We start from the raw sequence: 25,168 nt of genomic DNA on the forward strand, positions 1-25,168 counted from the left end.
TAAAACATTAGTTAAAAATAATTTCAAATATTATTAAACTTTTTGAAAGTGCACAACTGTGCAAAAACACATTTAAAATAAGAAAATAATTAATATTTTCAGCATGTTAAGAGTAACCCACCAAAAATATGGTGGGTTACAAAACAAAAATAGGTAAATCATACCTTAATTTTTGACACCTAACCAATTAAATAATCTCTAAATCCATTAAGAAGTCAACCAAATTCAAATGAATAATCCCATCATGAGACATATCAACTTCATCCATTGTTATCACATACTTCGGATAATTATCATTAATATTTTTTAATGGTGCGAATTCCCTTTCAATTGTTTCTTCACTTGCAAGCAAATATGAAACTTGAATATAAATGGGTTTTGATTGCTTTTTACATACAAAATCAACTTCCAAATCGCCCACTTTACCTATTGTGATTTCATAACCCCTTCTCAATAATTCCATATAAACTATATTTTCAATTACTCGTGTAATATCTCTTTGATTATTTCCTATTATTGATTGTCTGAATCCCAAATCAGATAAATAATATTTTTCATCATATTTTAATATTTTTTTACCTTGTAAATCTTCACGTTTGACCTGATGAATCAAACAAGCGTTTTCAAAAAATTTCAAATAATTGTAAATCGTGTTTACTGATAAACTTACCAGATCCTGTTTTAATCTTTTATGGACTTTATTTGCTGAAAATGGTTGGCCAATATTATACATAACAAATCTAATAATACGATCCAATAAATCAACATTTTGTATGTTATTTCTTTGAATAATGTCCTTTAGAACAATTGAATTGTATAAATCCATAATTATTAATTTTTTATTATCCCCTTCATAATCAAATGTAGACGGCATTCCACCATCATCCAGATAATTATAAAAATGTGTTTTGAAGTCATCTGAAATTTCATAATATTTTAAATATTCCCTAAAGGAGAAGGGATAAATGCTTAATTCCACATATCTGCCTGATAAATAAGTGGCAAATTCACCAGACAACAATTTTGAGTTGGAACCAGTTATGTATATATCATAGTTGCCTTTAGCAAAATATGAATTGATTAACTTTTCCCATTGAGGAACAACCTGTATTTCATCAAAGAACAAGTAAACTTTACCATCTACATTTTCCAGATTATTTGAGATAAACTCTTCAAGTTTCTCTATAGTGTTCAATTGAAAATAATCACTTAACTCAAAATTAATCCAAACAATATTTTCTTCAGGAATTCCATCATTAATTAATGAATCAATTATTTGTTTTAATATTGTAGATTTACCCGAACGCCTAATACCAATTAAAACTTTAATAATATGCTTATTCATAAAAGGCCTAATTTTGTCAATATACTCTTCTCTTTTAATAATCATGGAAAATCACCCTGTTTAATTATTACTTTATAGAAACTTCCATATAAAGATTTCATTTGAATGAAATCTATATCTAAAAATCAATATTGTTTTCAATTCAATGAAAAGTAATGAAAAAATTAATGATAGTTTTCAAATAATTAAAACAATTTGTTTTCCATATATAATAATCAAAATTAAATACATTAAAAAGTTAAACCTTTAAAATTAGTAAAATAAGAAAATAATTAATATTCATGGCCTGTTAAGAGTAACCCACATTCTGTTTATCAGCATTCATCTTAGCGAACTACCTTGCCTACACAAGCGATTATCGGCAACTTTGCTCTTGCATCCTATGGAATGGCCGTTTCACCGTCTCTTTTAATGTCCTCAAATAAATATCATAGTCAACCATTAAAAGCCGTGTCGTTTCTGCTCCAGAGTCATACTTCTCAGTATACGCCTTTCAACGCCATAGTCTTGTTTGATGTGCGGAGTTTCCTTAGCATAAAACCAGCAGCTGTCTTTAACTTGCCAAAAAATATTAATTAAAATTAGCAGGGCCTAGATTTGAACTAGGGATCTCAGGGTTATGAGCCCTGCGGGTTCACCAGACTACCCCACCCTGCTATAAGACAAAATTAGTAATACACTATTATATAATTATAGTTTAAATTATATATAAAGTTTTCGTAAAAATGGAAAAAATCAAAGAAAATAAATTAATTATTTTCTAATGATTCTATTCTCTTATCTAAATCGTTTAATTTTTCCTCAGTAGATTTTTGGAACTCTTCGGATGATTTTTTAAATTCATTGAAATCTTTTTCTAAAGTGTCCACATTCGCAGTGGTTTCAGAAAATTTGGTTTCAAGATCTTCCAAATCATCAGTAGTAGCCAAAGACCAATCTTTTATTAACTCTTCACTTTTGGCATCCAAAAATGCATCTATCTTATGGGAAAATATATCGGTGTTTAAAGATGACATGTCAATGTCACTTAATTTAACCTTGATTCTTTTACCCATGGATTCGCCTTTATCTTTTGAAGAATTTTCTTTTGGCAAATCTTCATAATCTGAAGAATCATTATTCAAAACTTCGTTCATATGTGCATCAGCACTTGTTGGAACATAAGCTCTTAATTTATCCATAGTCGCCGGACTATTTAATAAATAATAATAAACTAAAACTGCAATCGCAACGATTAAAATTATGACTGCAACCACTTCCATAGCATCCATATTATCACCTATTTCATTCCTTTAAGTTTTTTCTCTTTTTCTTCAATTTCAGTAAGCATCTTTTCTAGTTTTCGTTGTTCAGTTTCAGCTTCCAATCTTGCTAATCTTTCATTGATTTCAGAGTGAAGGAATCCAACACGACTTCTAGCTTCAGTAGTGGATTGTCTAATTTCAGATAGCCTATCCTGTTGGTCTTGTGGCAATGGAATTGGATTGTCCATTAATCTTTTAGATTCAATGTCTTTTTCAACCATAGACATTTTTTTAAGCTCAATTTCTTTTTCTAGGATTGCAATTGAGTTTTTAGATTTGGATATGCTTTTCCATTGAAAAACAATGATAATTAATACGATAGCAGCTATAACCACAAGTATTAACAAAAACATTTGGTTAGGTATTGTAGGAATATCCATTTTTTTTAAACCTCCAATTTAATATATACAGTTAGTAATATAAAATATTATATAAACTTTATCAATTAAATATTTAATTGTATCAATAGAGAAGGTAAAAATTTATGATAGAATCTTACATACAATCCGGAAAACTTGCTTCAAAAATACGTAGCGAAGCTTCAAAAATGATTAAAGAAGGAACATTGGTTATTGATTTGGTTGAGTACGTCGAAAGCGAAATTTTAAAATCAGGCGCTGAAATAGCCTTCCCTTGTAACGTATCATTAAATGAAGTGGCAGCACATTATACCTCCCCTGCAGGAGATCAGACAGTTATTCATGCTGGTGACATGGTAAAATTAGATTTGGGAGCAATGATTGATGGATATATTGCCGATACAGCTATAACTGTAATAGCTGATGGGAATATTGATGAAAATTACACACAAGACGAGATTAACCTTCATGAAGAAATTGTAGAGGCTTCAGCAGCAGGACTTGAAGCGGCAATTGCAACTGCAAGAGCAGGAGTGGAAGTTTCAAAAATAGGTGCCGCAGTTCATGAAGCAATTTCAGAATACAAATTAAATCCTATTTTTAACCTAACGGGACACAGTCTCGAACAGAACAACCTTCATGCAGGAATTTCCATACCAAACTATAACAATCACGATAACTACATTCTGGAAGAAGGCCAGGCAGTCGCAATCGAGCCGTTTGCAACTAACGGTGAAGGCATCGTAAATGATGCTCCCGGCCATTACATTTTCTCATATATGGCAAACAAACCCTTCAGAATGAAAAGTACCCAAAGAGTCCTGAAATACATACAACAAAACCACAGATTTGTTCCGTTTTCAGGAAGATGGATTACAGATGAATTCGGTGAGAGAAAAGGATCAATAGCACTAAAACAATTATCCGAAGCAATGGCAATCTATCCATATGCTCCGCTAAAGGAAAAACAGGGCTGCTTCGTAAGCCAAAAAGAGCATACAATAATTGTTGAAAAAGAAGGTTGTACCGTTACAACTATCTAAAATAACTTATTTTACTAAAAAAAAAAATAAAAAAGAAAGAAGTGGGATTAGTATTCCACAGGAAGTGGTAATCCTAATTTAGCTCTTCTTTCACGTTCTTTGCCGTTTTTGTCTTTCTTACCTTTAGCTAATTTTTCAAGTAATCCAAGACCTGGTTTTACTTCATCCATTGGTTTTGTTTCAATTAAACCAGCATCAACAGCAGCTTTGAATATGGATTCACCATCGTCAGTTCTGGTTAAGACAGTGGACCATCCGTCAGGAGATCCTACAGAACCGGTTGATACGTCAGCCCATTCAGCAACGTAATCCATACAGATGTTACATCCAGCTTGTTCGTATCCGTGTGTTTCTTTAATAGCTAAACCAGAGTCTTCACCGTCTTTGGTTAACCAGAATTTACCTTTACCGATGTCCATTTTACTAGCATCTTGTAATGAGTCAAATCCTAATTTTGCGGTTGCAAAGGTGTCAAGAGAAGCCATAGGGAAGTTTTCCATACAGTAGATACCGATTAATAATTTAATTTTATTAACGACAAATCTTGTGAATGGATATGCTTGTGCTTTTCTTAAACCTTGGGTCTGACATGGAGTTGCTACAACACCAACTTTCTCTAATCCATATTGACGGGTTGCTTCTTTTATAGTGGATAGGGTTGGAGACATTGAGTATTTGGTACCTGCTGCTGCAATAACTTCATCAGCGGAAGTTACTACAGTAGGAATAGGTCTCCAATCTTCATCAGGAGTTCCAGCTACGACTGCACCTTCAATGATTCCTTCATCGAGTGCGTAACATAATAATGCTGAAACAATACCTCCGTCCTGTGATACATCAGTAATTTTACTATCAGTAGCTCTTGCAGATAATGCTTCTTTATAAGTTCCTAATGGCATGTTCAATCCTCCTATAATCCAGTTTCCTCTTTAATTCTTTTTATAGGTAACCATGCTCTTGGACACATTGCATAACAAGTTCCACATTTAATACATCTGTCTCTATCACAGCTAGGTCTACCTTCACTAAAGCCCATAGCTCTTGTAGGACATGCTAGAGCACAAGTTCCACATCCACTACATAATCCGTTACGGATAATGTTAGTTAACACGTCACAGCCACATCCAGTGTTGCAAGCAGCTTTGTCCATTGCAGGTTGTAAGTATTCTAAATCACCGTTACATAATGCAACAACTGCATTAGCAATCATTTCAGGAGCTACAGGACAACCTGGAAGTGCTAAATCAACTTTAACTAATGAACTAACTGGTACAAATGATTCATGTTTAGGTTGTGCTTGTTGTCCTCCACGTGCGAAGGTTGTGAAACAACCGGTCATAGCACAGGAACCGAATGCACAGATTAAGCCGGATTTTTTCCTAGCTTCCTGAATCTCATGTAAACTGTGTTCATCTTGTAAACAAACGGATCCTTCAATTAAACATAAGTCCATTTCAGGCATTTCTTCAGCGTAAGTACCGTGAATCCATTTGTCGACTAAAGTTTGTCCGTATACAATATCCACCATATCAGTTAAGACTGTAGATAAAATGTCATAGTTTTCGGTTAGAGACATTGCATCTCCAGTACAACCACTTAAGTGTATGTAACCGATACGTGGTTTTGCTGAAGCAGCTTTTTCTTCTGCAGGTGCAGCTTTAGGTGTTTCAGGAGCAGCTTCAACTTTTTCTTCTACTTTTGGTGCTTCTGGTTCATTTGAACCTCCAAAAGCTTTTTTCAATTTATCAAACATTATTTTACCCCAATTTCTTTTAAAATAAGATCAATAGCTTCAGGAATTGCCTTAATTACAGTTTCTGTTAAACCAACATCAACATCCGGAGTTGGAATTTCGGCGGGCTTGCAACCAACAACCACTACATCGCATTTTTCAGAAATTTTTTGAAGAGGCTCTTCAACTGTCATTCCATGAGGATTGTCATATTTTCCAACTTGCATTACGTTAGGATCGAAAACCTCAACGGTCCCAGGTTCATCGTTGAATTCAACAACATCAACAACTATCAGCTTTTTCCAGTCATATTCCTCATATAACGGGAAGAAATTAGTTGGAGCTGCAGTTCCACCATCAACAAATTGAACACTTTCAGGTAAAGTTATCCCTTCAAATTTTTCTTTGATTTGGTTTAAAACATCCTTATCAAATTCATCTTCAACATACGCTGTAACGGCAGGGTCATAGTAATCATTTTTGTCATTACTGTATTTTTGTAAAATATTTATCATGATTGGACCGAATCCATCATCTTTGAATAATATATTTCCGCATCCGATTACAATGATCTCCGAATCATAAGGCATTTAATATTTCCTCCCTCACTTAGATTCTCACCATTTCGTTTTTGAGAATGGATTTATCTTCATCGTCAACTACCATCACGTGAGTAGCACAGGATAAACATGGGTCGTATGCTCTGATAACGTGTGGACCAAATTCATGATGGAATCCTTCTGTAGCTGGACCCATTGTTGGAATGTTCCAGGTAGTAGGTACAATTGCAGAATAGAACTGAGTTTTTCCTTCAACAACTTTTGCCATGTGTACGTCAGTTCCTCTAGGACCTTCAATAACACCAAATCCAAGCTCACCAGTTCCTCTTTTATCGTAGGATACGTTTGCAGGTGCTGCAGGATCAATTGCATCTAGCGCTTCTAAACAAGCATCGTAGTTTTTCAACATTTCATCTGCACGAGCAACGTGTTGTGCGATTACACCTTTGTCTTTGAAGCCTGCGAATTTTTCCATCCTTGCTCTAGGACCTGTTTCAACGTTTTGACCTTCCCATAAAGGAATTACTGAACATCCTCTTTTACCGATTTCAGGATCATCGTACCATGCTTCCGGCAATACTTCAGAGAATTTGTCCATATCAAATTCGTTGGTACCGTAAGTTGCATCAGTTGCCAATAATGGTTGGTTAACTACACCTAAGTCTTTAGGTAATCCAGCTTCGAGAACTAAGTTTTTGATTAATTCAACGTGTTCTTCGAGTGCTGGTCTAAGTGCAGTCATTCTTTCTATTAATCTTTCTTTTGTAAATGGAGTAATGTTTCTTGCCATTCCTCCTACTCTAATATCAGATGGGTGAATACCTTCACCAGCAATCATGTCAACTACATATTGAACATTTTTTCTGATATTACTTACACTGTCTACAGCAGTAGCAAATAAGTCATCTGGGACAATATCTGGTGCAACTAAAAAGTGGTGTATAGCTGCACTGTTAATACCGTGTGCTGCTGCAACAGCTTTTCTTAACAATTTACCGGCTTTAGGAATTTCAATACCTAATGCCATATCCATTGCTTCAGCGGATGCTAAAGTGTGTGGAATTGGACAAACTCCACAGATTCTTTGACATAAAACTGGAGCGGTTTCAGGTGCTTTGTTAAGAACCATCTTTTCTAAACCCCTTACAGGAGTTATACTAAAATACATACCTTTTGTAACAATCCCTTCGTCGTCGACTTCCATGACGAGTTCGGCATGGCCCTCTTGACGAGTTGTAGGGGATATAACTACTCTATCTTTCAAATATGTCACCTCAATTATAAATTAGAAACTAACATTAAATATATATGTCTATTATTATTAATAAGTTTCTTCTAAAATTATAAATAGAAACATATATAAAAGATAAGAAACTATATTTTACTTATTATGTATATAGATTGATAGGAGGGAAAATAATGGATAAAGCAAATATAATCATTTCAATAATAATTGTATTATGTATTGCGGCAGCTGTTACCGCATACGGCATAACAAATAGTGATAACCCAATATTTTCTAGTTTATCTAGTATGGGTGCAAATGATGATGCTGGAAGTGGAATTGGAAACAACACCTCATTGACAAATGGAACTACTTCATCTGTCGCTACAACTTCAGGAAGTTCTGCTTCTACCGGATCAAGTGATTCCGGCAGTTCATCAGGAAGTTCCTCCTCAGGAAGTTCCTCAAGTAGTGGAAGTTCAAGTTCTGGAAGCAGTAGTTCAAGTTCAAGTTCAAGCAGTGACAGTGGTTCAAGCAGTACCCAATTATCTTATTCAACTGCAAAAGCAATCGCTAGCGATGCTATTGAAGAAGAAGGTTGCTATGCTGGAAGCGGATATTACTCTGATGGATACTGGATTTTTACAATCTACGATGAAGACGGCAATGCAGTAGACACAATCGGTGTAAATGACGCAACCGGATCTACTGAAAGAGTATAGGATTAGTTTTAATCCTCTCTTTTATTTTTTTTGAAATAATAGATAACTATATATAATAAAAAATACAAACTAATTAATGTTATTTATAAGGGCCCGTAGCCTAGCTGGATAGGGCGTCGGACTTCTAATCCGAAGACCCCGGGTTCAAATCCCGGCGGGTCCGTCCCTATAAATTCTTTTTTTGTGAAAATCAAATTCAAATAATGAAATTGTTTTTTGGGCTTGTAGCCTAGTCTGGAAGGGCGTAAGACTCCTAATCTTAAGATCGAGGGTTCAAATCCCTCCAAGTCCGTTTTTTAAAAATTGTCTAAAGTCACCACTTTAGGCTTTTCAACCTCTTTTTTAAATAGAATCTGACCGTAGCGGCCCCCGCCTCCAGGAATAATGTCAAGTGTATTGTTTCTAAACGATTCAATAGCCAAACCCACATCAGAATCAATTTTTTTAATGTCTTTCAATTCAGCATCGATTAAAACATTGATTTCATTTTCAAAACTATCGATTAATTTCTGCCAGATTCCCTGAACAAATTTTGTAGTGACCCCTTTGCTGTGGACTGATGAGATTATTTCAGCCAACGGCATTAAATGAACATACGGAGGTCTAAATGAGGGATGTTTAGTTTCCTTTAAATCAGCAATTTCGGAAATTCTAAAATCCACTCCCTTTTTTATCGTTCCTCCACAGGAACATTTCATCCTATTTTGACGAGCAACCTGAGGGTCCGTCAATTTGAAACATTTTGTGCATGCCGTCATATGATATTTGCCCAAATTCGGAACCAACCCGTAATTTGCTTTGACGTCCTTGTTTTTAATTGCCTTTTTGATTGAGGCATATGAAATATCATCAAGTTCCATTCGATTAAATTCCCTGCCTAACCTATGGGGCCAAGGAGAATGAGCATCTGAATTTGATAAAAATGGAAAATCCTTAAGTTCAGATACCTTATCTGCCATATCGGTATCTGCAGATAATCCCAACTCAACAAAATCCGGCTTTTTTTCATAGCAGTCATAAATGCTGTCATGTGACTTGTACATTCCGGTCCAGGGCGTGAATGCGTGAGCCGGACCGATCAAACAGTCATAGTCATGTGCCAGTTCCAGAAGTTCAGCCCCCCCAAGATTCGTCTTGGGCCTTCCGTCAATTGTCTTGTTTTTAGAAGGCAATTTCTGTGACATTTCACGTGCAATGTCCAAATCCGGAATAATTATGACATGATGAATTCTGCTTTTTGCTTCAACTTCAGTTGTTATTACAAAATCCATTCCCTCGGCCGTGTAAATGCCATCACCTGCATAATCAGTACTTTCCTCAACTATATCCAACCATTTTGGATGAAATCCATCACCTGTTCCCAATAACTGCAATCCTTTAAGCCTGGATTTCAAAGCAATATTCCTAATCAGCATATCTTTGGATGATGCCATTGAAAAGCAACTGTGAATGTGAAAATCAGCATTTACTAACATGTTTAAATGTTAGAAAGTATTATTATTTAACATTTTTTTAAATTCGCAAAGTGGATATTTTTCCTTTTTGGAAGTCAAATCTACATTCAACTCACTGTATGGCTCTAAATCCTTTAAAAAATTGTTTGTTTTACTTATCAAATCGATGATTCCCCTTTGTGTTGTCGGATAGGCCAGCTTTAATTTTGGAATATCCAAATCATCCACTATTTTGACAAGAAGGGAATGTGCATTGTTGCAGGAATTTGAACCGAATAGTATTATCTCATTCAAGGAATTATACATTCTTTTATACGATTCAGGACGTTTTCCAATAATGATTGCAGCATCTACATTGTCAATTATTTTAGAAAACAAATATAATCTTGATTTGACTCCTGATGGAAGTTCACTTGATGAATACTTGGTAATAAGGTTATCAAAAGTTAAATTACCCTCACAAATATCCATATTATCATGACGAGAAAAATTGACCGGAGATAAGTATGTATGTCCATTCTTTTCAATCAATGGCACTACAATCATCGAAGCATCAGGAATAACGATAACATTCATGATTAAAAAAAAAAGTAAATGAATATTGGATTGATTATCCAATATATCTTAAATCATCAGCATTTCCGGCATTAGCCTTATTGATTAAATCCTGTTCCATTTGTTGAGCTTGAGCAATCATTTGCTTGGTTTCTTCAGCTCTTTCATCCAACTTATCAGTGTTGATTTCAAAATTAAGCAATAACGCTAATTTTTTCAATAAGGCTTCGGCAGCTTCAGCATCAATGAAGTATCCTGGAGTTTCACCCATAAGGCAGGAGCCCTGAATTCCTTTGCGTGCGCCCAGACCTAAAAACAATCCTGAAGCGCCAACAATTCCTCCATCATTTGATCTCATTTCAATTTCAGCTTCCTTTAATAATTCAACATTAGCTTCATTTGTAGCCGCTCCAAAGACCTTAGGATTTTCAACAGGCTGTGGAGAAGTAACCATTCCACCTAATGTGAAAATTCTATCTATGCCGAATCCTTCAACAAATTCCAGGATTTCTTTACAAACGAGATATTGTCCTTCAGGAGATAATGCTTGGGTATTTCCAACAAGAAGAATCAAATCCAAATTATCTTCGCCAACATCCTTTAGATAATATAGTTCATTGTACATATTTTCTATAATTCCCTCATCCTTTACAAGAACTTGAGGAGGGAAAGTTGGAGAATGAATTTCAGCAAATTTTGTAGCATTCAACTCATCAATCATATGATCAGCAGCTAATTTACCCACATGTCCAAGACCAGGTAATGCTTCTATAAAAATTGGATTGTCTAATTCAATTTCTTCTAAAACAGTAATTTCTGTAGTATTCATTAATATTACTCCTTATTCATTGCCTCTTTTTTTAATATGCGTCGATATTTACCATATTTATCCTCAATTGAAAATTTGGGAGGATAAATAACCTTAAGCGGTCCTCCACATTTAGGGCAATCATCCTTTAAAGTATAAATTCCGCATTCTGGACATTTATTCATTTTCATATTCATAAGAATCTAGTTATTCTAACTCTCTTAAGAAGGAACCGTTACCACCAGACTCTTCAACAACTGCAATGCATCTTTCGGCAGCGGCCTTGAGTGATTTTTCTGCTAAAATATAATCTGTAGATTTTACAGTAATCCTATATCTTGGAGCACCAACACATTGGACTTTAATTTCCTCTTCTTCACCTTCATTATCTTCAGCAGCCTTAAGAGCTGAAATAATGACATCTACACCATCAGGTACAAAAGTTTCAATATCTACATAACCATTGATGTGAACTTCAGGGGGAGTGATATTCTTTTTGGCCACTTCAGTAATGGCATCTGCCCAATCTTGAGGGATTCCCTCTTCGGTTAAAGATTCTGCACCTTCATCAGAAGCAGTTTCAAAAGCACCGTAAACATCTCCGAAAATGTCCATAAGTTCGTAACCTACTTCATCATAAGCTTCATCCAAGGTTTTATCTAATGATTTTGCAGACAATTCTAAGAATTTTTCAGCTTTTTGTTCAATTTTCCAATGTTGGATTTTTTTAGTTCTCTGATCTTCACGGATTCTTTTTAAGGAAGCATCAACATGCCCCTTTTTAGGGTTAACTCTTAAAACACGACAGACAATCTTTTGATTTTCTCTTACGTGATCCCTGATATTTTTAACCCAACCGGAAGATACTTCAGAAATATGAATAAAAGCTTCTTTGCCCTGATATTCTTCCAATTTAGCAAAAGCCCCATAATTAAGAACTTTGTAAACAGTACCGACAATAAGTTCCCCTTCATCAGGCCATTCTTGACTTTTTCTTACCATATTCTCACCAACATCAAATAAAAATTATAAAAAATAGTAAAAAAATAAGTTAAAAACTAGAAATCTAGTTTAAAACTTTTTCAATGTGTGCGGTGATTTTAGCTTTAGCACCACGAGATTTGACAAGAGTTTTACCACAAATAATACATTTTACATCAGATGCTGCACGATCAAATATTACTTGTTCATTGTCACAATCTAAACATTTAACTTTTAAAAAGTTTCCTCTACCTTTACTAACCATGTTAACCACCTTATTTAGCTACAAATTCAGGTTTACCTGTTCTGAAAGATTGTTTAATATGAGATTTACCGCATTCTTTACATTTAAGTCTTAAATCTAATTTTTTAACTGGTTTGTTTCCAGCAGGTAAAGGCCTTGGGTAACCTCTATAACCAGCAGTCACACGTCTGAATTGTCTTTGTCCCCAGGTTAACTCACTAGCTTTTCTTTTTTTTGCTGTGTGAACCTCATGTACTGTGTGTTTTTTACAGTGAGGACAGTATGTTCTTTTTTCTTTTGGTATTTTCATTTTTTCACCGTAAATTAATAAGTTATGATAAATCTATCTATGAATTTATCTAAATCTAATTTCTATCAAAAAACGTTAGAGATAAAAACTGTATTGTAACGCATCAAGTCTACAGACAGCAGAAATCCAAATTATATAAAATATAATTTTTTACTATCACAAATAGATACGATTAGTATATCTATAGATTAAGTTATTTAAATGTAATGGAAAAAGTGGGATTTTTTTAGAAAAGATGTTTTTGAAAAAATTCTATAGGCATCTAAATTTTAACCTGACGGCCTTTTCTGTTTTTGAAAAATATCTTTGCATTTATCAAAGGCAATGTTACAATATCCTGTGGTCTGAAAGGTCCGTAAACTTTCTCATCAACACCTACAATGGCACCAACCTCATCAAAAACAAGCATTGTGACAAGTTCAGTATCTTTTGCCACTTTTTTGGATTCAAAATCATAAAATTCATCCTGATCGTCAAAAGCGTTAGGATTATCTTCAATATCCGCAACAGGTTTTGATTTAACCGGTGCAGTTTTAATCTCCTCAACAGGTTCGGATTTATCTTTTGGCTCAGCAACTGGCTTGGCCTCTTCTGTATCCGGCTTTTCATCAGCAATAGGTTTTGACGTTAAAGTATTGGACTGAGTTTCTTTAGGCTTGATAATTGGTTTAACTGTAGTTTCATCATCATCCGCCAATTTTTCAAGTGAAATGTTGCTTCTATGATTTTTTAAAGTGTCAATTAAAGTATAATAGAACTTCTCTTCCTCAGGAGTTAAATTCAATGGAGTGGTGTCAACCAAATCAAACTGCGGCTTGCCTGTAAATAAATGATAGGACCTGTGAATATTAATAACGGCCGCCTCTGATATTTTCTTTTCACGCCTTTCGCAAATTTCAGTTGCAATAATCTGGGATTGCTTTAGAAGAGATAACGCTTTGGAAAATGGATCGGCCATTGCCTCTTGCTTCAGCTCATCCATATACTCATGGATTTTAGTGTAGAAATCCTCATCTACACGAGCCAATGTACCGTTGTTACGTTCTTTTTTTTGAACCTTCCGCAATTCCTGATAAAATTGATCCACTTAATACCATCTCTAAAAATGATTAATAAAATAAAAAAAGATGAACTGATGAAATTAATCATCTTGTTCTAATCTAGGAGCAAGTAAGAAACTAAGCTTACCGTCACCGGTTACCATATTAAGTGTTAAACTTAATGGCATATCGGTACCCAAGCTAATTTCCGCTTCCTCTGAAAATTTATCTGCTTTAAGCATTTCTCTAATCTTATCTAAAGAGAATAAAGATTTTGCATGTTCTTGAATATTTTCTCCATGAAGATATTTGATGCTTGCATCACCAAATTCACCATCTGCTGAAGCAATAAAGTAGTCTTCATCAACCTGTAAAGCGATTTTGTCGGAAAAGATATCAATATCGTTAATACAGTCTTTTAGAATAGAGAAACGTACCTTGAATGATGTCGGATGTTGAATTTGAGGAGGGGTCGGATTGTCATATTCAATATCAATCAATCTGATTTTGAATGTTCTTGTTGCATCTCCTTCAAAAGTAATAATGAAATTACCTTCATCCAAAGACATTAAAACTCTGTCTTGAGATTTAGCACGTTTAAGTACTCTCATAAATTCATCAGTATCAATATTAATCTTTTCAGGCACATCACAAATATACTCATCGAACAATGAAGCTTTAAGCTCTAAATGTACGAAAGTTATGTGACTACGGTCTAAGGCATCTAATCTCATGCCTTCACTGTCAGTTTGAATTTGTACTTCATCAACAATAGATGAAATAGCATCAAAACTGGTTTTTAATATACTAGAATCACTTAATTCTGCTTTAAACATAAATAATCCTCTTTAAAATAATATTATTATATTTATTTCTTCTAATATAATAATGTTTATGTTCATATAATATCATTCATTGGCAGCTTTTTTCATGCCTGAAACATATTCCTTCAACGCTTCGGTTGCATTTTCGCCATGATTTTCGATTATTTTTACAATTGCGCTTCCAACAATTACTCCATCGGCTATCTTACCAATATTTTGAGCCTGTTGTGGAGTATTTATGCCGAAACCAACTGCCAATGGCAAATCTGTAACTTCACGAATATCTGATAAAATTGCATTCAAGTCTGTTTTTATTTCTGAGCGCATTCCTGTGACTCCCAAAGAAGAAACGACATAAATAAATCCACTTGCATCACGGGCAATCTTTTGAATTCTTTGTTTTGATGTAGGGGCAATTAATGATATGACATCTACACCATTTTCTTGGGCAATGTCGGCAATTTCTCCCTTTTCTTCAAATGGCAAGTCAGGAGAGATTATTCCGTCAACTCCCAATTCCCTGCATTTCCTGAAGAATTTTTCATAACCATAAAAGAAAACAGGATTTATATAAGTCAGAAATACCAATGGAACATCAGTTTTTTTGCGGACTTCACGAACAATGTCAAAGACATCATCTGTTGTTGTATTGTGCTTTAGCGCCCTTACATTGGCATCCTGGATAACAACACCTTCAGCCATAGGATCTGAAAATGGAATTCCAATCTCCACCAAGTCGCATCCTGCATCCACCATCGCCAAAATGTATTCCACAGTTTTTTCAACAGTCGGGTCCCCGGCTGTTAAAAAACCGATGAATGCTGTTCCATTTTTAAATGCATTTGCTATTTTACTCATTTAACTCAACCCCCCTATATTCGGCAATTGACCTGACATCCTTATCTCCCCTTCCGGATAAGCAAATCATTATTGTTTCATCTTTATCCATTTCGGGAGCCAATTTCATTGCATAGGCAACAGCGTGTGCACTTTCAATAGCTGGAATTATTCCTTCCATTCTTGATAGATATTCAAATGCCTCGACCGCCTCTTCATCAGTTACAGGGACATATTCTGCCCTTCCGCTATCTCTTAGATATGCATGTTCAGGACCTACGCCCGGGTAGTCAAGACCCGCAGAGACGGAATATACCGGAGCAATCTGTCCATAATCCCCCTGATTGAAAATTGATTTCATTCCATGGAATATTCCAATCTTGCCCTTGGTTAAGGCGGCGGCATTATATGGAGTATCGATTCCTTTTCCGCCAGCTTCACATCCGATAAGTTTAACTTCATCATCCTCTATGAAATTATAGAATGCTCCCATTGCATTGCTTCCTCCACCGACACATGCAATTACTGCATTCGGAAGTTTGCCTTCCTTTTCAAGGAATTGCTCTTTTGCTTCAGCACTGATAACCGCTTGAAAATCACGGACAATCATTGGAAAAGGATGAGGTCCCATTGTGGAACCGATTACATAATTAGTGTCATGAACTCTTGCAATCCAATCCCTGAATGCGTCATTGACAGCATCCTTTAGTGTTTTTGTTCCTGATTTAACTGAATGAACCTTTGCACCCAACAATTCCATTCTATAAACATTTAAAGCCTGCCTTTTTGTATCGACTTCACCCATGAACACTTCACATTCCATATCAAGAAGGGCAGCGGCAGTTGCTGTTGCAACACCATGTTGGCCTGCACCGGTTTCTGCAATTACCCTTGTTTTACCCATTTTTTTAGCAAGTAAAACTTGACCGAGGACATTGTTAATCTTATGGGCTCCGGTGTGGTTTAAGTCTTCACGCTTCAAATAGATTTTTGCTCCGCCAAGGTCTTGCGTCATTCTTTCTGCATAGTATAGCAATGACGGCCTTCCTGCATATTCCTTCAACAAGGTATTCAATTCATCCACAAATTCAGAATCGTTCATATAATAGTTATATTGCTCTTCCAAATACAGCAGTTCATTCATCAATGTTTCTGATATGTACTGTCCGCCATATTCACCATATCTCCCGTTACTCAACGTATAACCTCCATAATCTCTTTAACTTTTAATTCATCTTTAAATCCATTAACTTCAAGACCTGAACTTAAATCAACAGCATAAGGATCAAATTCAGCAACTGCCTGTGAAATATTTGAGCTGTTCAATCCCCCTGCCAGGAAAAAGTCTTTCTTTATATCATTTTTAATCAAATTCCAATCAAATGTTTTTCCACTGCCCTTACCGCTATCCAGCAACAGATAATCGGCTTGTGATGAGTTGAATTCCACCAAATCAATATTTTCATTCATTTCAATTGCCTTAATAATTTTCAATTCATTATTTGTTTTTTCTTTTAAATCCAAAATATAACCTTCACTCTCATTGCCGTGAAGCTGAGCGATTTCAATTATTCCCTCGTCGAATAGCTTGACGATTTCATCTTGATTGGTATCAACAAAAACCCCTACAGGAACGATGTCTGAGTCCAGATTTTGCCTTAGCCTGTAGGATTCCTCATGTGAAACGCGCCTTTTGGAATCGGCAAATACAAAACCTATAAAATCCGGCCCATACCTGTTAACAATTTCGATATCTTCCATTCTCCGGATTCCACAAATCTTAATCTTAGCCATTTTTCAACTCCGAAATCATCGCCTTTTTATCATCACTTTTCATTAAAGTTTCGCCAATTAAAACTGCATCGACATCATTTTCTTTTAATCTGGTGACATCTTCCTTTGTTTTAATGCCACTTTCTGAAATAAATATGACATCTCCACTAACACATCTACGTAGACTTATACTATTTTCAATGTCAACACTGAAATCTGTCAAATCCCTATTATTTACACCGATGATTTCAGCACCAACAGTTAATGCACGCCTGATTTCATCACCGTCATGGGTTTCGACAATTGCAGAAAGACCCAAATCATGAGCCAGGTCCAGATATTTTTTTAATTGGACAATGTCTAAAATAGAGACAATCAACAATATGGCTGAGGCGCCTAAAGCCTTTGCCTCCCAAATCATGTATTCGTCAACAACAAAATCCTTTCTCAAAACTGGGATACTGACATTTTTTGCAATGTCTGAGAGATAATCATCAGCGCCCATGAAAAAGTAAGGTTCCGTTAAAACTGAAATTGCAGAAGCTCCTGCAGATTCATATTCCTTTGCAATGGTCAAATAATCGAAATCCTCAGCAATAATCCCTTTAGATGGTGACGCTTTCTTTACCTCGGCAATTATTGCAATATCTTCACCACTCAAAGCCTTTTTAAATGGAAATTCATCAGAGATATCCATTAAAGAAACTTCATTCTTCAAATCCTCCAGGGAAATGATTTTTTTATTATCCTCAACTCTTTGCTTGGTTTTTTCAACAATTTCATCCAACATAATATCATCTGTTTGTAACTTCAATAAATCTCTCAAGCTGACTTAATGCCCTGCCTGAATCTATGATTTCCTCAGCAAGACTTACGCCTTGCCTAAATGATTCAACCTTTCCTGCAACATAAAGCCCTGCAGCAGAGTTCAATAAAACCGCATTTCTTCTTGGGCCTTTTTCACCCTTCAATATTGACAGTGTAATTTCAGCATTCCGTTTCGCATCTCCTCCAACCAGATCCTCTTTGGAAGAGACCTCCATACCAAAGTATTCCGGAGATATTTCATAAGACATTGTTTTGCCGTCCTTAAGTTCACAGACGAATGTCTTGTCGCTTGCTGAAATCTCATCCATACCATCCATTCCATAAACGGATACTGCAGACTTGACACCAAGATTATTTAATACATCTATAAGAGGTTCCACTAATTCTTTTTCATAAACTCCCAGAACCTGCATTGTAGCTCCTGCAGGATTAGTCAACGGTCCCAAAATATTGAAGATTGTTCTTATTGAAAGCTCCTTACGGACATTTGCAACATATTTCATTGACAGATGGTAGTTTTGAGCAAACAAGAAACATAAATTAATCTCATCAAGACACTCGAGACTTTTTTCAGGTTCAATATTGATATTGACTCCAAGCTCCTCCAAAACATCTGCAGCACCACATTTACTGGATGCGGACCGATTTCCATGCTTGGCAACAGGCACTCCAGCAGCAGAAATAACGATGGATGAAGTAGTTGAAATATTGAATGTATTTGAACCGTCACCGCCGGTTCCAACAATCTCCAGCACTTCCCTATCATTCAATATTCTAACGCAATGTGCCCTCATCGCTTCAGCAGAGGCAGTAATCTCTTCAATTGTTTCGCCTTTCATGGACATTGCAGTTAAATAGGCGCTCATTTGAACTTCGCTAGCCTCTCCACTCATGATTTCATCCATGGTTTTATATGCCTCATCATAAGTTAAATCCTGATGTTTGTATACCTTTAAAATTGCTTCCTTAATCATAAAATACCTCTTGTAACTTTATCTATGAAATTTTCAATAATTGTCAAACCGTCAGGAGTCAATATTGACTCCGGATGGAACTGCAATCCGTAAACATTAAACTGACTGTGCTTTACTGCCATAACTTCGCCGTCATCCTTTGCCTTTGAAATTATCTCCAGACAGTCAGGAAGAGTATCCTTAACCAAACTTAAAGAATGATATCTTCCAACGCTTATTTCACTTGGAAGGCCCTTGAACAGATAATCGTAGTCAAGGGAAATCTTTGATGACTTGCCATGCATCAATCTTTTTGCATAGGACACTTCCCCGCCGAAAGCCACGCAAATTGCCTGATGGCCAAGACAGACTCCCAGAATAGGAATTTTGTCATGAAATTCACGAACGACGTCAATGCATATTCCCGCATTTTCAGCCCTTCCAGGACCTGGAGACAAAATAATGGCTTCAGGATTGAGCTGCATTATCTCATCGATTGTGATTGTGTCGTTTCTTGAAACCTTAATGTCACTTCCTGTCTCACCAATCAATTGGTATAGATTATATGAAAAACTGTCATAATTGTCAATTAAAAGAATCATTGCAATCCCCCATCTGCAATTTTCAAGGCATCGATAACGGCAGCAGCCTTGTTTAAACATTCCTCAAATTCCTTTTCGGGAACACTGTCTGCAACAATGCCCGCTCCTGAACGGATAAAGACCTTATTGTTTCTTGAGAATGCTATTCTTATTGAAATGCATGTATCTACATTGCCGCTTAAGTCCACATAGCCAATAGCTCCGCCATAGATTCCTCTCTTGTTGTTTTCAAGCTCATTTATTATCTCACATGCCCTTATTTTTGGAGCTCCGGACAATGTTCCTGCCGGCAAGATTGAATCGACTGCCGCAAGAGAGTCCAAATCACTTCTTAAAGTTCCGGTTACTGTAGATCCAATATGCATTACATGTGAAAACCTCTCAATCGACAAGTATTTCTCAACTTCAACCGAACCTATTTCTGCAATTCTGCCAATGTCATTTCTTCCCAAATCAACCAGCATGTTATGTTCCGCCAGCTCCTTTTCATCACAAAGCAAATCCCTTTCCAACTCCAAATCCTCCTCATCGGTTTTTCCGCGAGGCCTTGTTCCTGCAAGCGGAAATGTGTAAAGCCTGTTGTTGTTCAATTTGACCAGTGTTTCGGGAGAGGCTCCTGCAATCTCAATGTCATCACTTGAAAAGTAAAACATGTATGGGGAAGGATTTGTTGTTCTCAAAACCCTGTAAGTGTCAAAGAGACTTCCTGAAATATCGGCTTCAATCCTGTTTGAAAGCACGACCTGGAAAATGTCACCCTCATGAATATAATCTTTAGCAGCATCAACCATGCTGCAGAATTTTTCACGTGAGAATGCGGGTTTGAAATCTGATTTTAACTTTAACGGTTCGATATCTTCTTTTTTACCGTTTTTTATCAAATCGGCAATTTGAATTAATTCTCTGCAGGCATTTTCATAATTATTTTCCAAATCATCGGTTTTCATGTTTACGATGATGATGATCTTTTGTTTGAAGTTGTCAAATGCGATGACCTTGTCAAACAGCATCAAATCGATGTCCTTGAATTTATCCTGGTTTTCAGCATCCAGATTTAGAGTCGGCTCCTGATATTTTATATAATCATATGCAAAATAGCCTACAAAACCTCCCGTAAATGGAGGAAGATAATCCAGTTTAGGAGATTTGTTTTTTAAAACCAGTTGTTTGATGATTTCATTGGGATTGTCTGTCCTGATGGTTTTTTCCTCGTCGGTTAATTCGTTGAAATCCTCATCTCCCCTGATTTTGACAATTCCGTCCTGACATGTGAATTCCAAAAGAGGATTGAATCCTAAAAAAGTATATCTTCCCCATTTTTTTGAATCCTCAACACTTTCCAACATGTAGCAGTGTTTACTTACACCCTTTAAAATTCTCAACAATTCTATAGGAGTTGCCATATCTGAAAACAATTCATAGGATATTGGTATTCTCCTATACTCATCATTTTTTGCAATTTCTATTACTTTTTCATAACTTGGGGAAAACATTCTATCACTATTATGAATATATTCATTGTACTATTTAAAACCTTGTTGTAATAAAATGTACATTGAAAAAAATTTCAAAAAAAATTTACATCCTGTCCTGTTCCTGACTGAACTGAATAACAATCTTTTTAATTTCTCTGCTTTCCAAATAAGGAAGTTTTTCAGTTATTTCACGTTCTAGGCTTCTGTTAATCTCTAATCTTTTTTTAGCGTATTCTTCACCCTCATATTCAGACCTGTACTTTTTGTTTAGATTTGAATATTTTGTAATCAAAGGCTGAAGAACAGTGCCTATGTCATTGTCCAATCTGTCATTAATGATTTTTCTTCTTCTAACTTCACTAACAAATCCAACGATTGTGATAAAAAATCCCAAAACAGTGACTGTCAAAGCCGGAACGAAAATCTTCTGATTGTTAATGAATAATACGGTAACCGCAATACCGACTAAAATCAATACAATTCCAATTTTTTTTAAATCCATGATATGAATTTTATATGTCATTACTATTTAAATTTTTGAATTGCTGAATGATTGAAATCAAAAGTATGATAAATGAAGCAACAGCCAAAATAGACATTGTACCCATAGCCAAAACGTTTGTAAACAAAATATTATTGGAATCCAGAATCATGATCGTTTCAGCAATGAGATTATTCAAAAAGTGAGCAAAAATAACAACGAAAATATTTTCGGTTTTAAGATATAGGATTGCAACGCAAACCGCAAAAACAAATGCCGCAAAGATTGCGCCATAGCTGTGAAGGGATGCAAAAAACAGTGATGAGATTAAAACTGCAAAAGTTGTTGGAACGATTAATTTCAACCTGTTTAAAAAAACGCCCCTGAAAATAAACTCTTCAGAAATTGGAGAAATTAAAATTGTTGCAAACAAGCTTCCAGTTAAAACAGCAGGCGATTTGAATAAATTAAAATGTGGAAAGATATCTAAAATAAATTTTGAGAAGTACAGCATTCCATATGAAAAAAATATGTTTAGAATAACGACGATGAAAATAACTTTTAGCGTGCTGAACTTAAAAACTTCACCAATGTCCCCTTTGGCAGCGGAAATTTCACCCCTAAGCTTAAAAATAAAGTAAAAAATTAAAAAAATATAAATCCATATCGAATCGATATGAACAATATTTAATTGGTTTAAAAAATATTGAATTAGGAATAAAATTATAATTAGCAACAATACTTCTTTTAAAGTGATTTCCTTAAGTTTTTCGTTAAATAGAGACATTTTATCACAATATGTGAAAAGAGATACTTCTGTCTGAATAATATTACAGATTTAACTAAATCTCAAAAATAGTTAATTTTTCACTTAATCTGCGTCATCTATTAAAAATACCTCTTCAATCGCATTTTTACCCAATGTTTTGGTAATCTTATAGGCTAACATTAAAGAAGGATTGTAGCGAGCATTCTCTAAAGCATTTATTGTCTGACGTGTAACACCAACAGAATCGGCCAACTCTTGCTGAGTCATGCCTGATTCCTGGCGGAATTGCCGTATTTTTGTTTCCAATGTATCACCTATTATATCAGTTATAATAGCAATATTAAGTCTTATTATAAAACAATATAAATGTTTGCCAAAATATTAAAACTTTGAACAACCAAAACTATATTATGTAGAAAAAATTCTGTGAGTTGATAAAAAATGGCTATACACCCAATTGAATTTAGGTATGGTACTCCTGAAATGAAAAATATTTGGGAAGAAGAAAACAAATTACAAAGAATGTTAGATGTGGAAGCTGCACTTGCTTTAGCTGAAGGAAAACTTGGAATAATTCCTCAAGAAGTGGCAGATGAAATTGCAGCAAAAGCAAATACCGATTATGTTAAACTAGAAAGAATGAAAGAAATTGAAGCTGAAACAAATCATGACATTGCAGCACTGTCAAAATCAATTACTGAAGTATGTGAAAATGGTGCTGGCGAATATGTTCACTTCGGTGCTACATCAAACGATATTGTAGACAGCTCAAATTCCCTGCTCATTCGTGACTCCATTGATGTTCTTGAAGAAAAACTGGAAAGATTGACCAAGATTATGCTCAAACTTGCAAGTGAAAACAAAATGAAAGTGTGTATCGGACGTACACACGGACAGCACGCACTTCCAACCACATATGGTATGAAGTTTGGTATCTGGGCAGACGAACTGCACAGACAATATGTGAGATTGGAAAACGCAAGGGCAAACGTTTGCGTTGGAATGATGGATGGTGCCGTTGGTACAACCGCCGCTTTAGGCGAACAAGGTTGGGAAATCCACAAAACCGTTGCGGAAATCCTAGGCCTTCCTGCAGCAACAATAACCAACCAGGTTGTTCAAAGGGACAATCATGTTGAGTTCATCAGTGTCCTGGCAAACATTGCATCCACCCTGGATAAGATCGGATTGGAAATCAGAAGCCTTCAGCGGACTGAAATAATGGAAGTCGGAGAGTATTTTGATCCTGAAAAACAGGTGGGAAGCAGCACAATGCCTCATAAGATGAATCCTATTACTGCTGAAAGGATTTGTGGTGTTGCAAGAATCGTGAAATCCTTTGTCAATGCCGCACTGGACAACAACCCTCTCTGGCATGAAAGGGACCTGACAAATTCTTCCTGTGAAAGAATAATGTTTCCGGAAAGCTGTATTTTAACCGATTACATCTTAAACTTAACCATTAAATTAATGAATAATCTTGTATTCTATGATGAGAATATTGAAAGAAACTTAAACTTGACCAATGGTTTAATTATGGCAGAAAGGTTAATGGCCGAATTGACTCGTGCAGGAATGGGAAAACAAACCGCATACGGAATTGTTCGTAAAAATGCAATCAAAGCAAACAAAGAAAAATTACTTCTTGGCGAACTGATTCTGGAAGATGAAGAGGTCCAGAAATTCCTGACAAAAGATGATGTTGACAAGATAATGGATCCTCATACCTATATTGGCTCTATCCCAACAATCATTGACGAATTGCTTGAGAAATCTGAAGAGTGGTTTTAATGGTTGAAATTAAAGAATTGCGCTCCATTGAGCTTTCATCATTCACTATAATTTCTACAGCCATTGCAGTATTGTTTTCAATAATCTCTGCAATTCTCATTTCAATTTTGATTGCCCTTCTAATGCCTGCCGGTTCAAGCGTGATAATATACCTGATTCCGACAATTGTTGTAGGCGCATTCATGTTCGGAATTTATAATTTCTTCAGTGAAGGTCTACTGTACAATCTACTTGCAAAAAAACTGAAAACAGTAGCTGTCGCAATCAATGACGGTAAGGAAATCGTAAAGATATCCACCACTGAAACCGCAACAATGGTTTCCATTATCCTAACAATACAAGTGATTTTGTTTTATTTAGTTTCAGTACTTGTATTGCCTCTGCTTTTATCTACCGCAATGCAGACATTAATGTTTTCCGGCCAACAAGCAATGGCATACAGCATTTACCAATTATTGATTGTCATAAGTCAGCCTGTAACAATAGGTATAGTCATCTTCGGTACCTTCATCATATCTTTCGTATTTGTTCTGCTGGGTACATACATCTATAATTTCCTGGCAAAAAAAGGAAGAGGAATAGTCTTAAACTTAAATGATGAAAACGGATTGACTTCAATTGAATCAATAGATTCCCTGAAACTGGCAATTGCATTTGCAATCATTAGCGGCCTTTTAGGTTTAATCTTTGGAGTAATTATGGTTTTCAGTGGCGCACCAATTGCAACTGCACTAGGCAACATACTGACAGGCTTTGTTGGAGGATTCATTGAAGCATATCTGGTGGCATTATTCTACAATTTTTTAGCACCAAAACTTGGAAAATTAAAAATAGAATTAATTGATTACAAAATCAATTAATTTTTATCTCTTTTTATTTCGGGAACATATCTCTTAAGCATTAGGGATAATGTAATAACAGTTACTGAACTCATCGCCATCGCAAGACCTGCAAGAGCAGGTTCGAATGTTATTCCAAATGCGGGATATAGAACACCTGCGGCAACTGGAATCAACAGGGAGTTATATGCAAATGCCCAGAAAATGTTCTCTTTGATTCTGCGCATAACTTTTTTGGAAAATTGAACTGCAGCAACAACATTTTCCAAGTCTCCTTCCATAACAACAATATCCCCGCTTTCCATTGCAATGTC

At 35.6% G+C, this 25,168-nt stretch carries 30 protein-coding genes, 3 tRNA genes, 1 other RNA gene and 1 pseudogene; 6 read left to right on the top strand and 29 right to left on the bottom strand.

What is annotated here, in order from left to right; genetic code table 11:
* Nucleotides 1-187 precede the first annotated feature (187 nt).
* The 5 genes from ACJMLO_RS02880 to ACJMLO_RS02900 all read right to left on the bottom strand — a co-directional run bounded on the left by ACJMLO_RS02880 (nt 188) and on the right by ACJMLO_RS02900 (nt 3,029).
* On the bottom strand, nt 188-1,390 hold the full coding sequence (locus ACJMLO_RS02880) for an ATP-binding protein (RefSeq protein WP_405293749.1): 1,203 nt from the start codon (nt 1,388-1,390) through the stop codon (nt 188-190).
* A 239-nt stretch (nt 1,391-1,629) separates the two neighbouring features.
* Nucleotides 1,630-1,907: RNase P RNA component (gene rnpB, locus ACJMLO_RS02885), an RNA gene on the bottom strand.
* Between the two features lie 20 nt (nt 1,908-1,927).
* Nucleotides 1,928-2,002: transfer RNA gene (locus ACJMLO_RS02890), tRNA-Met, on the bottom strand.
* 92 nt (nt 2,003-2,094) lie between these two features.
* Nucleotides 2,095-2,616 carry a hypothetical protein gene (locus ACJMLO_RS02895; protein WP_405293751.1) on the bottom strand — a complete coding sequence of 174 codons (522 nt, stop codon included), beginning with the start codon at nt 2,614-2,616 and terminating at the stop codon, nt 2,095-2,097.
* 8 nt (nt 2,617-2,624) lie between these two features.
* On the bottom strand, nt 2,625-3,029 hold the full coding sequence (locus tag ACJMLO_RS02900) for a hypothetical protein (RefSeq protein ID WP_405293753.1): 405 nt from the start codon (nt 3,027-3,029) through the stop codon (nt 2,625-2,627).
* 104 nt (nt 3,030-3,133) lie between these two features.
* On the opposite strand from ACJMLO_RS02900, the gene map reads away from it, so the two are divergent.
* A complete protein-coding gene (gene map, locus ACJMLO_RS02905; RefSeq protein WP_405293755.1) occupies nt 3,134-4,051 on the top strand; it encodes a type II methionyl aminopeptidase in 918 nt (305 codons plus the stop codon).
* A gap of 47 nt (nt 4,052-4,098) precedes the next feature.
* Here map and frhB read toward each other — a convergent pair whose 3' ends face one another.
* The 4 genes from frhB to frhA are packed head-to-tail and all read right to left on the bottom strand — an operon-like array spanning nt 4,099 to nt 7,607.
* Complete coding sequence (gene frhB / locus ACJMLO_RS02910; RefSeq protein ID WP_405293757.1) at nt 4,099-4,950, bottom strand: coenzyme F420 hydrogenase subunit beta; 852 nt, start codon at nt 4,948-4,950, stop codon at nt 4,099-4,101.
* Nucleotides 4,951-4,961: 11 nt separating this feature from the next.
* Nucleotides 4,962-5,804: a coenzyme F420 hydrogenase subunit gamma gene (gene frhG, locus ACJMLO_RS02915; RefSeq protein ID WP_405293759.1), complete on the bottom strand. Its 843-nt coding sequence runs from the start codon at nt 5,802-5,804 to the stop codon at nt 4,962-4,964.
* The gene (gene frhD / locus ACJMLO_RS02920) at nt 5,804-6,373 is read right to left on the bottom strand and encodes a coenzyme F420-reducing hydrogenase, FrhD protein (protein WP_405293761.1); all 570 of its coding nucleotides are present in this window, start codon (nt 6,371-6,373) and stop codon (nt 5,804-5,806) included. The genes frhG and frhD overlap by 1 nt, the downstream gene beginning before the upstream one ends.
* Nucleotides 6,374-6,392: 19 nt before the next feature.
* On the bottom strand, nt 6,393-7,607 hold the full coding sequence (frhA, locus tag ACJMLO_RS02925; RefSeq protein WP_405293763.1) for a coenzyme F420 hydrogenase subunit alpha: 1,215 nt from the start codon (nt 7,605-7,607) through the stop codon (nt 6,393-6,395).
* 155 nt (nt 7,608-7,762) lie between these two features.
* Between frhA and ACJMLO_RS02930 the strand changes: the two genes are divergently transcribed.
* The 3 genes from ACJMLO_RS02930 to ACJMLO_RS02940 all read left to right on the top strand — a co-directional run bounded on the left by ACJMLO_RS02930 (nt 7,763) and on the right by ACJMLO_RS02940 (nt 8,582).
* The gene (locus ACJMLO_RS02930) at nt 7,763-8,290 is read left to right on the top strand and encodes an endoglucanase (protein WP_405293764.1); all 528 of its coding nucleotides are present in this window, start codon (nt 7,763-7,765) and stop codon (nt 8,288-8,290) included.
* Between the two features lie 89 nt (nt 8,291-8,379).
* Nucleotides 8,380-8,453 (top strand) — tRNA-Arg (locus tag ACJMLO_RS02935).
* A gap of 55 nt (nt 8,454-8,508) precedes the next feature.
* Nucleotides 8,509-8,582: transfer RNA gene (locus ACJMLO_RS02940), tRNA-Arg, on the top strand.
* Between the two features lie 4 nt (nt 8,583-8,586).
* Here the strand turns inward: ACJMLO_RS02940 and ACJMLO_RS02945 are convergent.
* The 19 genes from ACJMLO_RS02945 to ACJMLO_RS03035 all read right to left on the bottom strand — a co-directional run bounded on the left by ACJMLO_RS02945 (nt 8,587) and on the right by ACJMLO_RS03035 (nt 22,530).
* Complete coding sequence (locus ACJMLO_RS02945; protein WP_405293765.1) at nt 8,587-9,765, bottom strand: TIGR00375 family protein; 1,179 nt, start codon at nt 9,763-9,765, stop codon at nt 8,587-8,589.
* Between the two features lie 9 nt (nt 9,766-9,774).
* Nucleotides 9,775-10,320 (bottom strand): DUF2112 family protein, encoded by a 546-nt coding sequence (locus tag ACJMLO_RS02950; protein ID WP_405293767.1) that lies wholly within the window; start codon nt 10,318-10,320, stop codon nt 9,775-9,777.
* Nucleotides 10,321-10,354: 34 nt separating this feature from the next.
* Complete coding sequence (locus ACJMLO_RS02955; protein WP_405293769.1) at nt 10,355-11,128, bottom strand: proteasome assembly chaperone family protein; 774 nt, start codon at nt 11,126-11,128, stop codon at nt 10,355-10,357.
* 5 nt (nt 11,129-11,133) lie between these two features.
* Complete coding sequence (locus tag ACJMLO_RS02960) at nt 11,134-11,304, bottom strand: RNA-protein complex protein Nop10 (RefSeq protein ID WP_405293771.1); 171 nt, start codon at nt 11,302-11,304, stop codon at nt 11,134-11,136.
* 10 nt (nt 11,305-11,314) lie between these two features.
* Complete coding sequence (locus tag ACJMLO_RS02965) at nt 11,315-12,109, bottom strand: translation initiation factor IF-2 subunit alpha (protein ID WP_405293773.1); 795 nt, start codon at nt 12,107-12,109, stop codon at nt 11,315-11,317.
* Between the two features lie 64 nt (nt 12,110-12,173).
* Nucleotides 12,174-12,353, bottom strand: coding sequence for a 30S ribosomal protein S27e (locus tag ACJMLO_RS02970; protein ID WP_067044971.1), 180 nt, complete (start codon nt 12,351-12,353; stop codon nt 12,174-12,176).
* A 10-nt stretch (nt 12,354-12,363) separates the two neighbouring features.
* Complete coding sequence (locus tag ACJMLO_RS02975; protein ID WP_178786115.1) at nt 12,364-12,642, bottom strand: 50S ribosomal protein L44e; 279 nt, start codon at nt 12,640-12,642, stop codon at nt 12,364-12,366.
* 262 nt (nt 12,643-12,904) lie between these two features.
* Complete coding sequence (locus tag ACJMLO_RS02980) at nt 12,905-13,729, bottom strand: hypothetical protein (RefSeq protein ID WP_405293775.1); 825 nt, start codon at nt 13,727-13,729, stop codon at nt 12,905-12,907.
* 54 nt (nt 13,730-13,783) lie between these two features.
* Nucleotides 13,784-14,518, bottom strand: coding sequence for a proliferating cell nuclear antigen (pcna) (gene pcn, locus ACJMLO_RS02985; protein ID WP_405293777.1), 735 nt, complete (start codon nt 14,516-14,518; stop codon nt 13,784-13,786).
* A 72-nt stretch (nt 14,519-14,590) separates the two neighbouring features.
* On the bottom strand, nt 14,591-15,364 hold the full coding sequence (gene trpA, locus ACJMLO_RS02990; RefSeq protein ID WP_405293779.1) for a tryptophan synthase subunit alpha: 774 nt from the start codon (nt 15,362-15,364) through the stop codon (nt 14,591-14,593).
* Entirely contained in the window at nt 15,357-16,541 is a 1,185-nt protein-coding gene (gene trpB / locus ACJMLO_RS02995; protein WP_405293781.1) for a tryptophan synthase subunit beta, read from the bottom strand. The genes trpA and trpB overlap by 8 nt, the downstream gene beginning before the upstream one ends.
* Nucleotides 16,538-17,137 carry a phosphoribosylanthranilate isomerase gene (locus ACJMLO_RS03000; RefSeq protein ID WP_405293783.1) on the bottom strand — a complete coding sequence of 200 codons (600 nt, stop codon included), beginning with the start codon at nt 17,135-17,137 and terminating at the stop codon, nt 16,538-16,540. The genes trpB and ACJMLO_RS03000 overlap by 4 nt, the downstream gene beginning before the upstream one ends.
* Complete coding sequence (trpC, locus tag ACJMLO_RS03005; RefSeq protein ID WP_405293785.1) at nt 17,130-17,906, bottom strand: indole-3-glycerol phosphate synthase TrpC; 777 nt, start codon at nt 17,904-17,906, stop codon at nt 17,130-17,132. Before trpC ends, ACJMLO_RS03000 begins: the two co-directional genes overlap by 8 nt.
* A 4-nt stretch (nt 17,907-17,910) precedes the next feature.
* On the bottom strand, nt 17,911-18,918 hold the full coding sequence (trpD, locus tag ACJMLO_RS03010; RefSeq protein WP_405293787.1) for an anthranilate phosphoribosyltransferase: 1,008 nt from the start codon (nt 18,916-18,918) through the stop codon (nt 17,911-17,913).
* Nucleotides 18,915-19,499 carry an anthranilate synthase component II gene (locus ACJMLO_RS03015; RefSeq protein ID WP_405293789.1) on the bottom strand — a complete coding sequence of 195 codons (585 nt, stop codon included), beginning with the start codon at nt 19,497-19,499 and terminating at the stop codon, nt 18,915-18,917. The genes trpD and ACJMLO_RS03015 overlap by 4 nt, the downstream gene beginning before the upstream one ends.
* Nucleotides 19,496-20,992: an anthranilate synthase component I gene (gene trpE, locus ACJMLO_RS03020; protein WP_405293791.1), complete on the bottom strand. Its 1,497-nt coding sequence runs from the start codon at nt 20,990-20,992 to the stop codon at nt 19,496-19,498. The genes ACJMLO_RS03015 and trpE overlap by 4 nt, the downstream gene beginning before the upstream one ends.
* 85 nt (nt 20,993-21,077) lie before the next feature.
* Nucleotides 21,078-21,476 (bottom strand): hypothetical protein, encoded by a 399-nt coding sequence (locus ACJMLO_RS03025; RefSeq protein ID WP_405293793.1) that lies wholly within the window; start codon nt 21,474-21,476, stop codon nt 21,078-21,080.
* A gap of 10 nt (nt 21,477-21,486) precedes the next feature.
* Entirely contained in the window at nt 21,487-22,242 is a 756-nt protein-coding gene (locus tag ACJMLO_RS03030; protein ID WP_405293795.1) for a CPBP family intramembrane glutamic endopeptidase, read from the bottom strand.
* Nucleotides 22,243-22,326: 84 nt separating this feature from the next.
* Complete coding sequence (locus tag ACJMLO_RS03035; protein WP_405293797.1) at nt 22,327-22,530, bottom strand: helix-turn-helix transcriptional regulator; 204 nt, start codon at nt 22,528-22,530, stop codon at nt 22,327-22,329.
* A gap of 135 nt (nt 22,531-22,665) precedes the next feature.
* Between ACJMLO_RS03035 and purB the strand changes: the two genes are divergently transcribed.
* The gene (gene purB, locus ACJMLO_RS03040) at nt 22,666-24,015 is read left to right on the top strand and encodes an adenylosuccinate lyase (RefSeq protein ID WP_405293799.1); all 1,350 of its coding nucleotides are present in this window, start codon (nt 22,666-22,668) and stop codon (nt 24,013-24,015) included.
* Nucleotides 24,015-24,875, top strand: a complete 861-nt coding sequence (locus ACJMLO_RS03045; protein ID WP_405293801.1) for a hypothetical protein — start codon at nt 24,015-24,017, stop codon at nt 24,873-24,875. The genes purB and ACJMLO_RS03045 overlap by 1 nt, the downstream gene beginning before the upstream one ends.
* On the opposite strand, the pseudogene ACJMLO_RS03050 reads toward ACJMLO_RS03045, so the two are convergent.
* Nucleotides 24,872-25,168 (bottom strand): annotated as a pseudogene (locus ACJMLO_RS03050) (heavy metal translocating P-type ATPase); the annotation flags it as partial. The gene ACJMLO_RS03045 and the pseudogene ACJMLO_RS03050 sit on opposite strands and share 4 nt — an antisense overlap.

The sequence above is a fragment of the Methanobrevibacter sp. genome, assembly GCF_045120835.1.
Classification (GTDB): domain Archaea; phylum Methanobacteriota; class Methanobacteria; order Methanobacteriales; family Methanobacteriaceae; genus Methanocatella.